The following is a 14162-nucleotide window of genomic DNA, read 5'->3' as shown; positions in this document are numbered from 1 at the left end:
CCGGCGCCCTGCTAATGCCGCGCCTGTCCCCCGGCCACGACGAAAGAGCCCGCCCGTGATCCCGCGCTACACCCGCCCCGAAATGGCTGCCATCTGGGAGCCGCAGACCCGTTTCCGCATCTGGTTCGAGATCGAGGCGCACGCCACCGACGCGCTGGCGGAAATCGGCGTGGTGCCGAAGGAAGCGGCGGCGAAGATCTGGGAAATGGCAAAGGACGCGACTTTCGATGTCGCGCGCATCGACGAGATCGAGGCCGTCACCAAGCACGACGTCATCGCCTTCCTCACCCATCTCGCCGAGATCGTCGGCCCGGAAGCGCGCTTCGTCCATCAGGGCATGACCTCGTCGGACGTGCTCGACACCTGCCTGTCGGTGCAGCTGGTGCGGGCTGCCGATATCCTGATCAAGGATGTGGACCGGCTGCTGGCGGCGCTGGAAGCCCGCGCCTTCGAGCACAAGCTGACCCCGACCATCGGCCGCTCGCACGGCATCCATGCCGAGCCGACCACCTTTGGGCTCAAGCTCGCCCAGGCCCATGCCGAGTTCCAGCGCAACCGCGCCCGCCTCGTCGCCGCGCGCGAGGAAGTGGCGACCTGCGCCATCTCGGGCGCCGTCGGCACCTTCGCCCAGATCGACCCCCGGGTGGAGGAACATGTCGCGGCGAAGATGGGGCTGACGGTGGAGCCGGTCTCCACCCAGGTCATCCCGCGCGACCGCCACGCCGCCTATTTCGCCGCGCTCGGCGTCGTCGCCTCCTCCATGGAGCGGGTGGCGATCGAGATCCGCCATCTGCAGCGCACCGAGGTTCTGGAAGCGGAGGAATTCTTCTCCGCCGGCCAGAAGGGCTCATCGGCGATGCCGCACAAGCGCAACCCGGTGCTGACCGAGAACATCACCGGCCTCGCCCGCCTCGTGCGCGGCATGGTCACGCCGGCGCTGGAAAACGTGGCGCTCTGGCATGAACGGGACATCTCCCACTCCTCGGTGGAGCGGATGATCGGCCCGGATGCCACCGTCACCCTCGATTTCGCGCTGAACCGGCTGGCCGGCGTCATCGAGAAGCTGGTGGTCTATCCCGAGAACATGCAGCGGAATCTCGACCGCCTCGGCGGGCTGGTGCATTCCCAGCGCGTGCTGCTGGCGCTGACCCAGAAGGGCGCCAGCCGCGAGGACGCCTATCGCCTCGTGCAGCGCAACGCCATGCCCGTCTGGCGCGGCGAGGGGGAGTTCCAGAGGCTGCTGAATGCCGACCCCGAGGTGCGGCAGTATCTGTCGGAAGAGGAGATCGCCGAGAAATTCGATCTCGGCTACCACCTCAAGCATGTCGACACGATCTTCCAGCGCGTGTTCGGCCGCAGCTGACCCTACACGCAAAAGAGGCCGGGTTTCCCCGGCCTCTCGCGTTTCACATGCCTGTGTAGGTCGATCAGCGCCAGCCGCGACCGCCGCCGCCGAAGCCGCGCGGGCCGGGACCGAAGCCGCCACCGCGCACAAAGACCGGACGCGGCCCCATGCCGGGACGCGGACCGCCCCAGCCCGGACGCGGCCCCATTCCCGGGCGCGGGCCACCCCAACCCGGACGAGGACCCCAACCGGGACGCGGACCCCAGCCTGGACGCGGGCCGTTCCAACCCGGACGCGGACCCCAACCGGGACGCGGACCCCAGCCGGGGCGCGGACCCCAGCCCGGACGGCCCCACCACACCGGACGCGGGCGCCAGCCCGGACCGTAATAGCCCCAGCCGGGACCGGGGCCGTAATAGCCACCACCCCAGCCCGGCCCCCAGGCCGAGCCCGCCACCGCGCCGAGCGCGAAGGCGCCGACGCCGAGCGCGACATCGTCAGCGACATAAGTGTTGGGGTTGACGATCACCGTCTGATTGCCGCCGGCGAGATAGCTGGCGCTGACCCAGCCGCCCGCCGCCTGGCACCAATTGCCTTGGCAGGCGCCCACATTCACCCGCGTGCCGCCCGGCAGCGAGCCGATGACGCGGAAATTGGTGCCGGGACCGGCGCGCACGTTGAGATCGCGCGTCACCACCGCCGCCGAGGCCGCGCTCAGCGCCGCCCCTCCGACAAGCAGGCTGGCGGCGAGCGCCAGCGTCTTCATGATTTTTTGCATGTGAACCTCCCTGCGGGAGCGTCCGGCAAAGATCTCCGTCGGACCCGCTCGCTATCCATCCTCGATAGCAATCAAATCCGGCGAAATTGGTTGCATTACCTAGCGGAGGAAACAGCGCAGATTCCGCCGCCGGGATCGGCGGCGGGCGGAAAGGCATGCCCCGCCAGCGAGACCCGCTTGGGCGGGCACCGCCCCGCAGCAGGCGGAAGGGCTCAGCCTTCCTTCTTCAGCGTCTCGATCGCCTCGGCCAGCAGCTCTTCCATGGTGCGGCGGATGCGGTGCTCGGAGACATCGACGCCCTTGGCATCGAAATCGCCCTTCAGCTTGCGGTAGACATCCTCGTCGCCCGCCTCTTCGAGGTCGGCGGCGATGACGGAACCGGCATAGGCGTTCGCCTCCTCGCCGGCCAGGCCGAGCTTCTCGGCGGCCCACAGGCCGAGCGCCTTGTTGCGGCGCGCCAGCGCCTTGAAGCGCAGATTCTGGTCGTGGGCGTACTTCGCCTCGAACGCGTCTTCGCGCTTGTCAAACGTGCTCATCTGGTCGCCCCGTGTCTTTGGAAAGCGCGGCTTGATTATCGCGACGCCGCCCCCAAATCAACGCCCGGCACCATCGCGACCATTACCTAGGGCAATGTGACGCTCGCCCGCGCCGGCGCGGTGGATAGCCCCGCAGCAAGCGCCGCCATGCGGCGCCGTGCATGCGGCGGCGTTTGTATCCGCCCCCCCGATGCGATAGTGTCGCGCTTGAGGGTGCCCGCGCCATGCGAGACGAATCGTCAGAGCGCGGAGAGTTCGCGCAGACGCGGCGCCCCCAGCCGTGAACCCGGAACCGGAGCCCCGGCATCCTAATGGACTTCCTCAACCGACGGTACCCACCCATGAGCCGCCGCCGCCGCATTTATGAAGGTAAGGCGAAGGTCCTTTATGAAGGTCCTGAGCCCGGCACCCTGATCCAGCACTTCAAGGACGACGCCACCGCCTTCAACAACAAGAAGCACGACGTCATCGACGGCAAAGGCGTGCTGAACAACCGCATCTCGGAATATGTGTTCCTGAAACTCAACGAGATCGGGGTCCCCACGCATTTCATCAAGCGGCTGAACATGCGCGAGCAGCTCATCCGCGAGGTCGAGATCATCCCGCTCGAAGTCGTGGTGCGCAATGTTGCCGCCGGCTCGCTGTCGACCCGCCTCGGCATCGAGGAAGGCACGCAGCTGCCGCGCTCGATCATCGAGTTCTATTACAAGAACGACGCGCTCAACGACCCGCTGGTCTCGGAAGAGCACATCACCGCCTTCGGCTGGGCCACCACCCAGGAAATCGACGACATCATCGCCCTGGCGATCCGCGTCAACGACTTCCTGTCCGGCCTCTTCCTCGGCGTCGGCATCCGTCTCGTGGACTTCAAGATGGAATGCGGCCGCCTGTGGGAAGGCGACATGATGCGCATCGTCGTCGCCGACGAGATCAGCCCGGATTCGTGCCGGCTGTGGGACATCAAGTCGAACGACAAGCTCGACAAGGACCGCTTCCGCCGCGACATGGGGGGGCTGGTGGAGGCCTATTCGGAGGTCGCCCGCCGTCTCGGCATCATGACCGAGAACGAGCGCGCCCAGCCGGGCGGCCCTGTCCTGGTGAAATCCGAACCCGACGAATGAAACGTGCCGGATGCGGAATGTCCTGCCCTCGGGTCAGCCATTCCGCATTCGAGCATTGAGCCGTTCGCGGCCAGATGGTAGGCGGGGGCCTCAAAGCCCCCGTTTCTGTTTTCGGTGCTTCTGTCGCACGAACCTCCCCGAGAGTGATCCATGAAGGCGCGCGTCCTCGTCACCCTGAAATCCGCCGTGCTCGACCCCCAGGGCAAGGCCATCGAGGGCGCCCTGCGCTCGCTCGGCGTTCCCGGCGTGTCCAGCGTCCGCCAGGGCAAGGTCTTCGATGTCGAGCTGGAAACCAGCGATGCCGCCAAGGCCGAGGCGACACTGAAGGACGCCTGCGAGAAGCTGCTCGCCAATACGGTGATCGAATCCTACCGCATCGAGCTGGTGGGCTGACGACGATGAAAGCCGCCGTCCTCGTTTTCCCCGGCTCCAATCGCGAGGGCGATGTCGCGCGCGCGCTCGAACTGGTCTCGGGCGTCAAGCCGGCCCTGGTCTGGCACGCCGACACCGCCCTGCCCGCCGGCACCGACCTCGTCGTGCTGCCGGGCGGCTTCTCCTATGGCGACTATCTGCGCTGCGGCGCCATCGCCGCCCGCGCCGCCATCATGGACGCGGTGCGCGCCCACGCCGCCCGCGGCGGGCTGGTGCTCGGCATCTGCAACGGCTTCCAGATCCTGTGCGAGAGCGGGCTGCTGCCCGGCGTGCTGGTGCGCAACGCCCGGCTGCGCTTCATCTGCCGCGAGGCGCTCCTGAAGGTGGAGCGCAATGACACACCCTTCACCCGCCGCTACGCGCGCGGCGCGGTCGTGCGTTTCCCCGTCGCCCATGGCGAGGGCAACTACACCGCCGACGCCACCACGCTGAAGAAGCTGGAGGATGAGGGCCGGGTGCTGTTCCGCTATGTGATGCCCGACGGCCACCGCGACGACGCGCAGGTGCTGAACGGCGCCGCCAATTCCATCGCCGGCATCGTCTCCGAGAAGCTCAACGTGCTCGGCCTGATGCCGCACCCGGAAAACCATGTGGACCCGCAGGTCGGCCCGACCGACGGGCGCGCTTTGTTCGAGAGCCTCGTCGGGGTGCTGGAGAAGGCGTGACCCCGCCTCCCCCGCCCTGCCCGACCGCGTAACGGAATGACGGCCTTCACATGATCCCCTCCGAACCGAAAATCACTCCCGAACTCGTCGCCGAGCACGGCCTCAAGCCCGACGAGTATGAGCGCATCCTAAAGCTGATCGGCCGCGAGCCGACCTTCACCGAGCTCGGCATCTTCTCGGCGATGTGGAACGAGCACTGCTCGTACAAATCCTCCCGCCTGCACCTGCGCGGCCTGCCGACCAAGGCGCCGTGGGTGATCCAGGGCCCGGGCGAGAATGCCGGCGTCATCGATATCGGCGACGGCAAGGCCGCCGTGTTCAAGATGGAAAGCCACAACCACCCCTCCTATATCGAGCCCCACCAGGGCGCGGCGACCGGGGTCGGCGGCATTCTGCGCGACGTGTTCACCATGGGCGCCCGCCCGATCGCGGCGCTGAACGCGCTACGGTTCGGCGACCCCAAGCACCCCCGCACCCGGCATCTGCTCGCCGGCGTGGTGAGCGGCATCGGCTCCTACGGCAATTCCTTCGGCGTGCCGACGGTGGGCGGTCTGGTGGGTTTCCACACCCGCTATGACGGCAACAACCTCGTCAACGCCATGGCGGTCGGCCTCGCCGACGCCGACAAGATCTTCTACGCCAAGGCCACCGGCGTCGGCCTTCCCGTGGTCTATCTCGGCTCCAAGACCGGCCGCGACGGCATTCACGGCGCCACCATGGCCTCGGCCGAATTCGGCGAGGGCGCGGAAGAAAAGCGCCCGACCGTGCAGGTTGGCGACCCCTTCGCCGAAAAGCTGCTGCTCGAAGCCTGCCTTGAGATCATGGAGGCGGGCTGCGTCGTCGCCATTCAGGACATGGGCGCCGCGGGCCTCACCTGCTCGGCGGTGGAAATGGGCGCCAAGGGCGACCTCGGCATCGAACTCGACCTCGACAAGCTGCCCTGCCGCGAGGCGGGCATGAGCGCCTATGAGATGATGCTGTCCGAGAGCCAGGAGCGCATGCTCATGGTCATCGCGCCGGGCAAGGAAGACGAGGCGGAAGCCATCTTCCGCAAATGGGGCCTCGACTTCGCCATTGTCGGCTACACCACCGACACGCTGCGCTTCGTCGTCAAGCACAAGGGCGAGATCAAGGCCGACCTGCCGATCAAGGAACTGGGCGACGAGGCCCCGCTCTATGACCGCCCCTGGGTGGAGACGCCCAAGCAGCAGCGCATCGACCCCGCCTCGCTCGACATCACCGCGACTATTCCCGGCGCGCTGGAACGGCTGATCGGCTCGCCCGATTTCGCCTCCAAGCGCTGGATCTGGGAGCAGTACGACTATCTCATCCTCAACAACACCGCGCAGCGCCCGGGCGGCGATGCGGCGGTGGTGCGGGTGGAGAACGGGCCCAAGGCGCTGGCCATGAGCTGCGACGTGACCCCGCGCTATTGCGAGGCCGACCCGTTCGAGGGCGGCAAGCAGGCGGTGGCGGAAGCCTGGCGCAACATCACCGCCGTCGGCGCCAAGCCGCTGGCGCTGACCGACAACCTCAATTTCGGCAATCCGGAAAAGCCGGAGATCATGGGCCAGCTGGTCGGCTGCCTGCGCGGCATCGGCGCGGCGGCGCTGGCGCTCGACTTCCCCGTCGTGTCCGGCAATGTCAGCCTGTACAACGAAACCAATGGCCGCGGCATCCTGCCGACCCCGACCATTGGCGGCGTCGGCCTGCTCGACGACATCGAGAAGATGGCGACGCTGGACTTCAAGGCCGGCGGCGAGACCATCCTGGTCCTCGGCGCCACCACCGGCTGGCTCGGCCAGTCCGCCTTCCTCTCGGAAATCCTCGACCGCGAGGATGGCGCCCCGCCACCGGTCGATCTCGATCTGGAACGCCGCACCGGCGATCTGGTGCGCGCGCTGATCGCTGACGGGCTCGTCACCGCCGTGCACGACGTGTCCGATGGTGGTCTGCTGGTGGCGCTGGCGGAAATGGCGCTGGCATCGGGCATCGGCGCCACCCTCGCCGCGCCGCCGCCTGACATGAACCCCTTCGCCTTCTGGTTCGGCGAGGATCAGGCCCGCTACATCGTCACCGTCGAGGGCAGCGCCAAGGCGCTGGTCGCGCGCCGGGCGGAGCTGGCCGGCATCCCGCTCGCCAAGCTTGGCACCACGGGCGGCGACCGATTGAATATTGCGGGCGAGCGCCCAATTGTAGTGGACGCGCTGCGCGAGCGGCACGAGGCCTGGCTGCCCATCTATATGGGCGCGGGCTTGATGTGAGGGAGCCTGTCTGATGGCGATGGAAGCGGCGGAAATCGAGCGCCTCATCAAGGAAGGGCTGCCGGACGCCTCGGTGGAGATCCGCGATCTCGCCGGCGACGGCAATCACTATGCCGCGACGGTGGTGGCCGAGAGCTTTCGCGGCAAGAGCCGGGTGCAGCAGCATCAGATGGTCTATGCGACGCTGAAGGGCCAGATGGGCGGCGTGTTGCACGCCCTCGCGCTTCAGACCAATGTACCTGACTGAAGGCGGCCGGCGCGCTGAGCCGCGCCGCCACGACACCATCTCGCGAGGCCCGCAAGGGCGAAAGGCAATGTGATGAGCATTCACGATTTCATCGACGGCCAGGTGAAGAGCAACGACGTCGTCGTCTTCATGAAGGGCACGCCGCAATTCCCGATGTGCGGCTTCTCCGGCCAGGTGGCGCAGGTCTTCGCCCTGCTCGGCGTCGATTATAAGGGCATCAACGTCCTCGACTCCGACGAGATCCGCAATGGCATCAAGGAGTATACCTCCTGGCCGACCATTCCGCAGGTCTTCGTCAAGGGCGAGTTCATCGGCGGCTGCGACATCGTGCGCGAGATGTACCAGTCCGGCGAATTGCAGACCCTGCTGGAAGAGAAGGGCGTCCCGGTCATGGGCAAGGCGACGGCCTGAGGCTCCCGGCTCTACCGCGGCTGGAGCTTTCCGACAGCCGGGCAGACCAAGGCCAGACATTGCAAAGCCCTGCCATTCGTGTTCGAGTGGCGGGGCTTTTTGCGCTGATCCAACCCGAAAGCTGTGTCGCGCGAGCCGTCCACCTTCATTGAGGAGGTTGCGACCGCTCACGAGCCTGCTTCCATTTGCCTGCATTGGACGCTTTCTCCACCTTAGGCAAAAGCGGCAGCAGTCGCCAATCAAGGGGTGAGGCATATGGGGCGCAGCAGCAAGGAGCGGCGCTCAAAAGGTCCGCTCGATTACACGCTGGAGGAGCTGGATGGCGAGCGGTGGGGCGAGCCCGGCTTCAATTCCTATGTCGTGACCACCTGCCACGCGGCCCGACGCAAGCCATTGCGGACATTGACGCCGGAGGAACTGAGGCTCGTGATCGGCCAGGGCATCGGCCTTCCCTGGCTCGTGCCTCTCGCCCTGAGCCTGCTTGTGGAAGAACCCTTGAGATGTGTCAGCCTCTATTCCGGCGATCTGCTGGCCAGTGTCGTGCGCGTTCCGGCCCCCTACTGGGCCGAACATCCGGCCGAAAAGGCCCAGCTCTTGAACGACATTCTCCCACGCGCGCTTGGAGACGCCGACATGGCCGACTTGCCAAAGGAAGCGGCTGCGGCCGTACAGGGGTGGATCGAGATGGCCGACAAATAGCTTTACCGGCTTCGGTCCGAAACCGAGCGGCGTCGACCCCAACAAAAAAGCCGCCCCACCGGGCGGCTTTTCCGTTTCTCGCGATCCGGGGAAGGATCAGCGCGAATAGTATTCGACCACGAGGTTCGGCTCCATCACGACCGGATAGGGCACCTCGTTGAGCTCCGGGATGCGGACGAACTTGGCCGTCATCTTGGAGTGATCGACTTCGAGATAGTCCGGGGTGTCGCGCTCGCCGGAGGCGACGGCTTCCAGCACCAGCACGAGCTGGCGGGAGGCTTCCTTCACCTCGATCACGTCGCCGACCTTCACCTGGTAGGACGGGACGTTGACGCGGCGGCCATTGACCTTGATGTGGCCGTGGCTGACGAACTGGCGGGCGGCGAACACGGTCGGGACGAATTTGGCGCGGTAGATCACCGCGTCGAGACGGCGCTCGAGCAGGCCGATCAGGTTGGCGCCGGTGTCGCCCTTGAGACGCGAGGCCTCGACATAGACCGAATAGAACTGCTTCTCGCCGATCGAGCCGTAATAGCCCTTCAGCTTCTGCTTGGCGCGCAGCTGCACGCCGAAGTCGGAAAGCTTGCCCTTGCGGCGCTGGCCGTGCTGGCCGGGGCCGTATTCACGCTTGTTGATGGGGCTCTTCGGGCGGCCCCAAATGTTTTCGCCCATACGGCGGTCAAGCTTGTGCTTGGCCGAAACGCGCTTGCTCATGCGCAGGTCCTCTCGCATATCGTTGCGGTTTGGATCGCGCCCCCTCCTCTACCCCCATTTCGGGAGCCGACAGGATCTTTCCGAACGCGCCGGAAAGGCCCACGGGTGCGTGAAACACCACGCGGGGCCGTTTCCAGCCCCGCGCTTGGCCGGGTGCATAGGCACAAAAGGCCGAAAGGTCAAGTTCCTGTCGTCCTTCCGTCATCCGGAAGGCGCGACCGAGACGGGAGGACGCGATAAACGCGCTTACCGCCCGCCCCGCAGCGCCGCCAGCACCTCGAGGCTGGCATAGCCGTCGGGCTCCACCCCCATCTTGCGCTGGAAATCGGCCACGGCGCGCATGGTCATGTTGCCGACGCGGCCATCGGCGCCGCCGGTGTCGAATCCCGCCCGCGTCAGCCGGCGCTGCACTTCCTGGATTTCAGCGAGGGTGAGCGCCCGCTCGCCGCCGGGGAAGGGTGTGAGGAAGGGATCGCCGCCCAGCACCCGGTCGCCGAGATGGCAGACGGCGAGCGCGTAGTTCATCGACGGGTTATAGCTGCGCACGGCGTAGAAATTCTGCGTCAGCAGGAAGCACGGCCCTTCCGGCCCCACCGGCGCCCACAGCCGCGCCCGCGCCTTGGGAAGGTCGAAGCGCCCGCCGCCGGCCGGGGTAATGCCGAGCTTGGCCCACTCCTCCACCGCGCGCCAGGCCTTGGCGTCGGCGTATTTCTCGGGCACGCCGTCCATGCGCACCTCGAAGCCCCAGGGCAGGCCGCGCTGATAGTTGCCGCGCTTGATGAGGTAGAGCGAGGAGCCCGCCAGCGCGTCGGCCACGCGGTAGGGCGAGGGCGCGCCGTCGCCGTCGTAATCGACACCGAGATTGAGCCAGACTTCCGGCATCCACTGGGTATGACCCATCGCCCCGGCCCAGGAGCCGAGCATGTCGTCCGGGTTCGCCCAGCCGCGCTGGACGATGGCGAGGCCGTTGATGAGCTCGGTCTCCCAATAGCTGCGCCGGCGCGGCTCACCCCAGGCGAGCGCCGCGAGCGCGGGAAACACCGGCTTCATATGGTCGGGATCGGTGACAAGTTCGCCGAAGGCGCTCTCCATGCCCCACAGGCCCAAGAGCACATCCGGCTCGACGCCGAAATCCTTTTGCAGGCGCTTCATCAGCGCGGCATTGTTCTTTGCCGCCGCCCGGCCGGTCATCAGCCGCCAGTCGGATATCCGCCGGTTGAGATATTGCCAGAGCTGCTCGCGGAATTCCGGCTGGCCGCTGTCCTTGGCGTAGACGGAGAGGTCGGGCTGCAGCCCGCCCATCACCCGCTCATACACCGAATCGGAAATGCCCTTGGCGCGGGCGCGCGGCTGGAAGGTCACCACCCACGCCTCGAACCGCTCCTTCGCCACCTGCGCCTGCACCCCGCCCGCAAGGGCGAACGCCCCAAGGCTGGCCCCGGCGCCGAGAAGGAAGGCCCGCCGGCTGCTGGGCCGTGCCCGCAGCGGGGCGGTGGAAAGGTCGCGCGTCACGTCAATGCTCCTGCCGTTGCGGCATGTTGGGCAGGGATCGCGGCGCCGGCAAGGCACCCTGTTCAGAGAACGCCCGCGCCATGCCCCCCGCACAACGGGATACCGCGCAGTGGATCATGCGGGCGCGGGCGCGTCCATGGCCAGGATTTCGCCGGCCCGGGCGCGACGCCCGACGATGCGCTCCACCATCCCCGCGTCGAGCCGTTCTCCGGTGGAGAACAGCCGCAGCGGTGCCGGGCTGGCGGCGAAGGCGACGGGGCCGATCAGCGAGGACAGGCGCCGGGCGATCGCCGGGGCGGGGTCGATCCAGCGCACCGGCCACGGCGCCACGTGCTGCAGCCGGTCGAGCAGCAGCGGATAATGGGTGCAGGCAAGCACCACCGTGTCCGTCCGCGCACGGCCCTCGCGCACGAAGGCGGGCGCGATCTCAGCAGCGATCTCCGCGTCGCTCACGCCCTCGCCGCGCATCGCCGCTTCGGCCAGCGGCGCCAACCGGGTGGAGCCCACGAGCGTCACCTGGCAGTCGCCGGCGAAATCCTGGATCAGCTTCTGCGTGTAGTCGCGCCGCACCGTGCCGGGCGTCGCCAGCACGCTCACCTGCCGCGTCAGCGAGCTTTCGCAGGCCGGCTTGATCGCCGGCACGGTGCCGACGAAGGGGAGGTCGAAGCGCGCCCGCAGCGGCGCCAGCACCAGCGTGGAGGCGGTGTTGCAGGCGATGACCACCGCGTCGGGGGCGTGGCGGGCGATGAGATGCTCCATCACCGCCATCACCCGGGCGACCAGCGCCGTCTCGCTCAGCGCGCCATAGGGAAAGGCGGCATCGTCGGCGGCATAGACGAAGCGGGCATCCGGCCGGGCGCGGGCGAGTTCGCGAAACACGGAGAGGCCCCCGAGCCCGGAATCGAACACGAGTATGGTCGGCGCGCGCAGAGCGGTGGCAGGCGGCAAGGACGACACGGCAACAGTCCCGGTGGACGAAGCAGGTGGCGAGACGCCGCGTAGGCCGGCAACGGTTACGGGAGAAGCCTCGATACGCATCTGATGTCCTCCATCCCAGGCATCATTGTGGCGCATCTTGGTGAACGCTTCGTTGCACCCGGCTCAGTTTTCGCCTGCGCCCTCCTCCGGCACGCCGGTCCGCCCCTCCAGCCGTGCGGCGGTGCGCGCCTCGCGCACCCGCCTGCCCTCCACCAGCGCCGCCACCATGCCGTGCAGCGTGGCCACATCCTGCCGCGTCAGCCCGACGCGATGGAAGATGTTGCGGATGTTGCGGATCGTCACCGGCTTCTTTTCCGGCGAGCGGAAGAACAGCGCCTCATCCAGCTCGCGCTCCACATGGTCGAAGAAGGCGAGAAGGTCGGCCTTGTCGGCGATGGGGTAGCGGTCCGGCTGCTGGAAGGGAAGCGCGCCGCCCGAGGCCAGCTTGAACCATTCATAGGCCACGACCGCCACCGCCATGCCGAGATTGAGCGAGGCGAAGGCGGGATTGACCGGCAAGGTGAGAATGACATCGGCGAGCGAGACTTCTTCCGTGTAGAGCCCCGTGCGCTCGCGCCCGAACACCAGCCCCACCCGCTCGCCGCCGGCGATGCGGGAGGCGGTTTCCACCGCAACGGCGTCGGCGCCCAGCACCGCCTTCTGCATGCCGCGCTCGCGCGCCGTTGCGGCAGCGACGAAATTGAGATCCGCCAGCGCCGCGCGCAGATCCGGGAAAATCTCGGCATTGTCGAGGATGCGGTCGGCGCCGGAAGCGAATGTGACCGCCTTCGGGTTGGGCCAGCCCTCGCGCGGATTGACGATGCGCAGCCGCGTCAGGCCGAAATTGCCCATGGCGCGCACGGCGGAGCCGATATTCTCGCCGAGCTGCGGCTCGACCAGAATCACCACCGGCCCGTTTTCCGGCCAGGGCTTGGTGCTATCGGTGCCGGCGCCGGACATCGTGTCTCCCCGCTGCTTCGCCTTTTGAAAGCTGCGCTCCTATAGCGGCGCCGGGCCCGCTTGCGAAGCGGCAAGCGGCTTTCACTATGTATCTGCCGCACGGCATACCAGATGCCAGCTGTCTCGGAGGATAAAGGGCCGCCGGCGCGGCAGATTTGCCGGAAATTGGCCCGGTCCCTGCTTTCCCTTGGGGGCCCGGCGGGGTATCACCCGCCCATCCGGCGTCTGCCCGCGCGGACACGCGCCGCGACCCCTCCGACAACGATTTCCGTGCGAGGTGCTATTTCATGGCGAAGATCAAGGTGGCGAATCCGGTCGTCGAGCTCGACGGCGACGAGATGACCCGGATCATCTGGCAGTACATCAAGGACAAGCTCATCCATCCTTATCTGGATGTGCCGCTCGAATATTACGATCTCGGCCTGCCCAATCGCGACGCGACGGGCGATCAGGTCACCATCGACGCCGCCGAGGCTATCAAGCGCGTGGGCGTGGGCGTGAAATGCGCCACCATCACCCCCGATGCCGGCCGCATGACCGAATACAACCTCACCAAGATGTGGCGCTCGCCCAACGGCACCATCCGCAACATCCTCGGCGGGGTGATCTTCCGCGAGCCGATCATCTGCAAGAACGTGCCGCGCCTCGTGCCGGGTTGGACCCAGCCGATCATCGTCGGCCGCCATGCCTTCGGCGACCAGTACCGCGCCACCGACTTCCTCGTTCCCGGCAAGGGCACGCTGAGCATCAAGTTCGTCGGCGACGATGGGCAGGTGATCGAGCACGAGGTCTATAAGTACCCGGGCGCCGGCGTCGCGCTGTCGATGTACAATATCGACGAGTCGATCGCCGAGTTCGCCCGCGCCTCGCTCAATTACGGCCTGATGCGGAAGTACCCGGTGTACCTGTCCACCAAGGACACCATCCTCAAGCAGTATGACGGCCGCTTCCGCCAGATCTTCCAGGAGATCTACGACGCCGAGTTCAAGACCGAATTCGAGAAGCACAAGATCTGGTACGAGCACCGCCTGATCGACGACATGGTGGCCTCGGCGCTGAAATGGTCCGGCGGCTATGTCTGGGCGTGCAAGAACTATGATGGCGATGTGCAGTCCGACATCGTGGCGCAGGGCTTCGGCTCGCTCGGCCTGATGACCTCGGTGCTGATGACGCCGGACGGCAAGACGGTGGAAGCGGAAGCCGCCCATGGCACGGTGACGCGCCATTATCGCGAGCACCAGAAGGGCAAGGAGACCTCGACCAACTCCATCGCCTCGATCTTCGCCTGGACGCGCGGCCTCGCCCATCGCGCCAAGCTCGACGACAATGCCGAACTCGCCACCTTCTGCACAACGCTGGAGAAGGTCTGCGTCGACACGGTCGAGAGCGGCTACATGACCAAGGACCTCGCTTTGCTGGTCGGCGCCGACCAGAAGTGGCTCTCCACCACCGGCTTTCTCGACAAGATCTCCGAGAATCTCGGAAAGGCGCTCGCCTGAG

General features: G+C 67.1%; 15 protein-coding genes. 9 read left to right on the top strand and 6 right to left on the bottom strand.

Annotated elements, in window-relative coordinates:
* Nucleotides 1–55 precede the first annotated feature (55 nt).
* Complete coding sequence (purB, locus tag ACP2AH_RS19145) at nucleotides 56–1363, top strand: adenylosuccinate lyase (RefSeq protein ID WP_425107265.1); 1308 nt, start codon at nucleotides 56–58, stop codon at nucleotides 1361–1363.
* A gap of 64 nt (nucleotides 1364–1427) precedes the next feature.
* Here the strand turns inward: purB and ACP2AH_RS19140 are convergent, their stop codons facing one another.
* Together ACP2AH_RS19140 and ACP2AH_RS19135 are read right to left on the bottom strand one after the other, a co-directional pair.
* Nucleotides 1428–2123 carry an SH3 domain-containing protein gene (locus ACP2AH_RS19140; RefSeq protein ID WP_425107264.1) on the bottom strand — a complete coding sequence of 232 codons (696 nt, stop codon included), beginning with the start codon at nucleotides 2121–2123 and terminating at the stop codon, nucleotides 1428–1430.
* Between the two features lie 212 nt (nucleotides 2124–2335).
* Entirely contained in the window at nucleotides 2336–2659 is a 324-nt protein-coding gene (locus ACP2AH_RS19135; protein WP_425107263.1) for a DUF1476 domain-containing protein, read from the bottom strand.
* A gap of 311 nt (nucleotides 2660–2970) precedes the next feature.
* Between ACP2AH_RS19135 and purC the strand changes: the two genes are divergently transcribed.
* From purC to ACP2AH_RS19100, 7 genes are all read left to right on the top strand, one after another.
* A complete protein-coding gene (gene purC / locus ACP2AH_RS19130) occupies nucleotides 2971–3780 on the top strand; it encodes a phosphoribosylaminoimidazolesuccinocarboxamide synthase (protein ID WP_307018429.1) in 810 nt (269 codons plus the stop codon).
* A 150-nt stretch (nucleotides 3781–3930) separates the two neighbouring features.
* On the top strand, nucleotides 3931–4173 hold the full coding sequence (gene purS / locus ACP2AH_RS19125) for a phosphoribosylformylglycinamidine synthase subunit PurS (protein ID WP_425107262.1): 243 nt from the start codon (nucleotides 3931–3933) through the stop codon (nucleotides 4171–4173).
* A gap of 5 nt (nucleotides 4174–4178) precedes the next feature.
* Nucleotides 4179–4877, top strand: coding sequence for a phosphoribosylformylglycinamidine synthase subunit PurQ (gene purQ, locus ACP2AH_RS19120; protein ID WP_421700470.1), 699 nt, complete (start codon nucleotides 4179–4181; stop codon nucleotides 4875–4877).
* 50 nt (nucleotides 4878–4927) lie between these two features.
* A complete protein-coding gene (purL, locus tag ACP2AH_RS19115; RefSeq protein WP_425107261.1) occupies nucleotides 4928–7141 on the top strand; it encodes a phosphoribosylformylglycinamidine synthase subunit PurL in 2214 nt (737 codons plus the stop codon).
* Nucleotides 7142–7154: 13 nt separating this feature from the next.
* A complete protein-coding gene (locus ACP2AH_RS19110) occupies nucleotides 7155–7388 on the top strand; it encodes a BolA family protein (RefSeq protein WP_244376087.1) in 234 nt (77 codons plus the stop codon).
* A 72-nt stretch (nucleotides 7389–7460) separates the two neighbouring features.
* A complete protein-coding gene (gene grxD / locus ACP2AH_RS19105) occupies nucleotides 7461–7799 on the top strand; it encodes a Grx4 family monothiol glutaredoxin (RefSeq protein ID WP_307018437.1) in 339 nt (112 codons plus the stop codon).
* Nucleotides 7800–8054: 255 nt separating this feature from the next.
* Entirely contained in the window at nucleotides 8055–8498 is a 444-nt protein-coding gene (locus tag ACP2AH_RS19100; RefSeq protein WP_425107260.1) for a contact-dependent growth inhibition system immunity protein, read from the top strand.
* A 96-nt stretch (nucleotides 8499–8594) separates the two neighbouring features.
* Here the strand turns inward: ACP2AH_RS19100 and rpsD are convergent, their stop codons facing one another.
* From rpsD to ACP2AH_RS19080, 4 genes are all read right to left on the bottom strand, one after another.
* Nucleotides 8595–9212 carry a 30S ribosomal protein S4 gene (gene rpsD, locus ACP2AH_RS19095; RefSeq protein WP_425107259.1) on the bottom strand — a complete coding sequence of 206 codons (618 nt, stop codon included), beginning with the start codon at nucleotides 9210–9212 and terminating at the stop codon, nucleotides 8595–8597.
* Nucleotides 9213–9458: 246 nt separating this feature from the next.
* Entirely contained in the window at nucleotides 9459–10724 is a 1266-nt protein-coding gene (locus tag ACP2AH_RS19090; protein ID WP_425107258.1) for a lytic murein transglycosylase, read from the bottom strand.
* Between the two features lie 114 nt (nucleotides 10725–10838).
* On the bottom strand, nucleotides 10839–11681 hold the full coding sequence (murI, locus tag ACP2AH_RS19085; protein WP_425107257.1) for a glutamate racemase: 843 nt from the start codon (nucleotides 11679–11681) through the stop codon (nucleotides 10839–10841).
* Nucleotides 11682–11825: 144 nt separating this feature from the next.
* Nucleotides 11826–12662, bottom strand: a complete 837-nt coding sequence (locus ACP2AH_RS19080) for an RNA methyltransferase (RefSeq protein WP_425107256.1) — start codon at nucleotides 12660–12662, stop codon at nucleotides 11826–11828.
* A 287-nt stretch (nucleotides 12663–12949) separates the two neighbouring features.
* Here ACP2AH_RS19080 and ACP2AH_RS19075 point away from each other — a divergent pair, with 287 nt between their 5' ends.
* Nucleotides 12950–14161 (top strand): NADP-dependent isocitrate dehydrogenase, encoded by a 1212-nt coding sequence (locus ACP2AH_RS19075; RefSeq protein WP_425107255.1) that lies wholly within the window; start codon nucleotides 12950–12952, stop codon nucleotides 14159–14161.
* Nucleotide 14162: the final 1 nt, after the last annotated feature.

It is taken from the genome of Ancylobacter sp. (assembly GCF_965249975.1).
Lineage (GTDB): Bacteria > Pseudomonadota > Alphaproteobacteria > Rhizobiales > Xanthobacteraceae > Ancylobacter.
The sequence above is the reverse complement of the archived record's forward strand: the minus strand, read 5'-3'. Positions and strand labels throughout refer to the sequence as shown.

What these genes read in the sequence shown, in the direction of transcription:
- purL (WP_425107261.1), top strand. Translation starts at nt 4,928, where the DNA reads ATGATCCCCTCCGAACCGAAAATCACTCCCGAACTCGTCGCCGAGCAC.
- ACP2AH_RS19075 (WP_425107255.1), top strand. Translation starts at nt 12,950, where the DNA reads ATGGCGAAGATCAAGGTGGCGAATCCGGTCGTCGAGCTCGACGGCGAC.
- ACP2AH_RS19110 (WP_244376087.1), top strand. Translation starts at nt 7,155, where the DNA reads ATGGCGATGGAAGCGGCGGAAATCGAGCGCCTCATCAAGGAAGGGCTG.
- ACP2AH_RS19140 (WP_425107264.1), bottom strand. Translation starts at nt 2,123, where the DNA reads ATGCAAAAAATCATGAAGACGCTGGCGCTCGCCGCCAGCCTGCTTGTC.
- grxD (WP_307018437.1), top strand. Translation starts at nt 7,461, where the DNA reads ATGAGCATTCACGATTTCATCGACGGCCAGGTGAAGAGCAACGACGTC.
- purQ (WP_421700470.1), top strand. Translation starts at nt 4,179, where the DNA reads ATGAAAGCCGCCGTCCTCGTTTTCCCCGGCTCCAATCGCGAGGGCGAT.
- purC (WP_307018429.1), top strand. Translation starts at nt 2,971, where the DNA reads ATGGACTTCCTCAACCGACGGTACCCACCCATGAGCCGCCGCCGCCGC.
- purS (WP_425107262.1), top strand. Translation starts at nt 3,931, where the DNA reads ATGAAGGCGCGCGTCCTCGTCACCCTGAAATCCGCCGTGCTCGACCCC.
- rpsD (WP_425107259.1), bottom strand. Translation starts at nt 9,212, where the DNA reads ATGAGCAAGCGCGTTTCGGCCAAGCACAAGCTTGACCGCCGTATGGGC.
- ACP2AH_RS19135 (WP_425107263.1), bottom strand. Translation starts at nt 2,659, where the DNA reads ATGAGCACGTTTGACAAGCGCGAAGACGCGTTCGAGGCGAAGTACGCC.
- ACP2AH_RS19080 (WP_425107256.1), bottom strand. Translation starts at nt 12,662, where the DNA reads ATGTCCGGCGCCGGCACCGATAGCACCAAGCCCTGGCCGGAAAACGGG.
- ACP2AH_RS19100 (WP_425107260.1), top strand. Translation starts at nt 8,055, where the DNA reads ATGGGGCGCAGCAGCAAGGAGCGGCGCTCAAAAGGTCCGCTCGATTAC.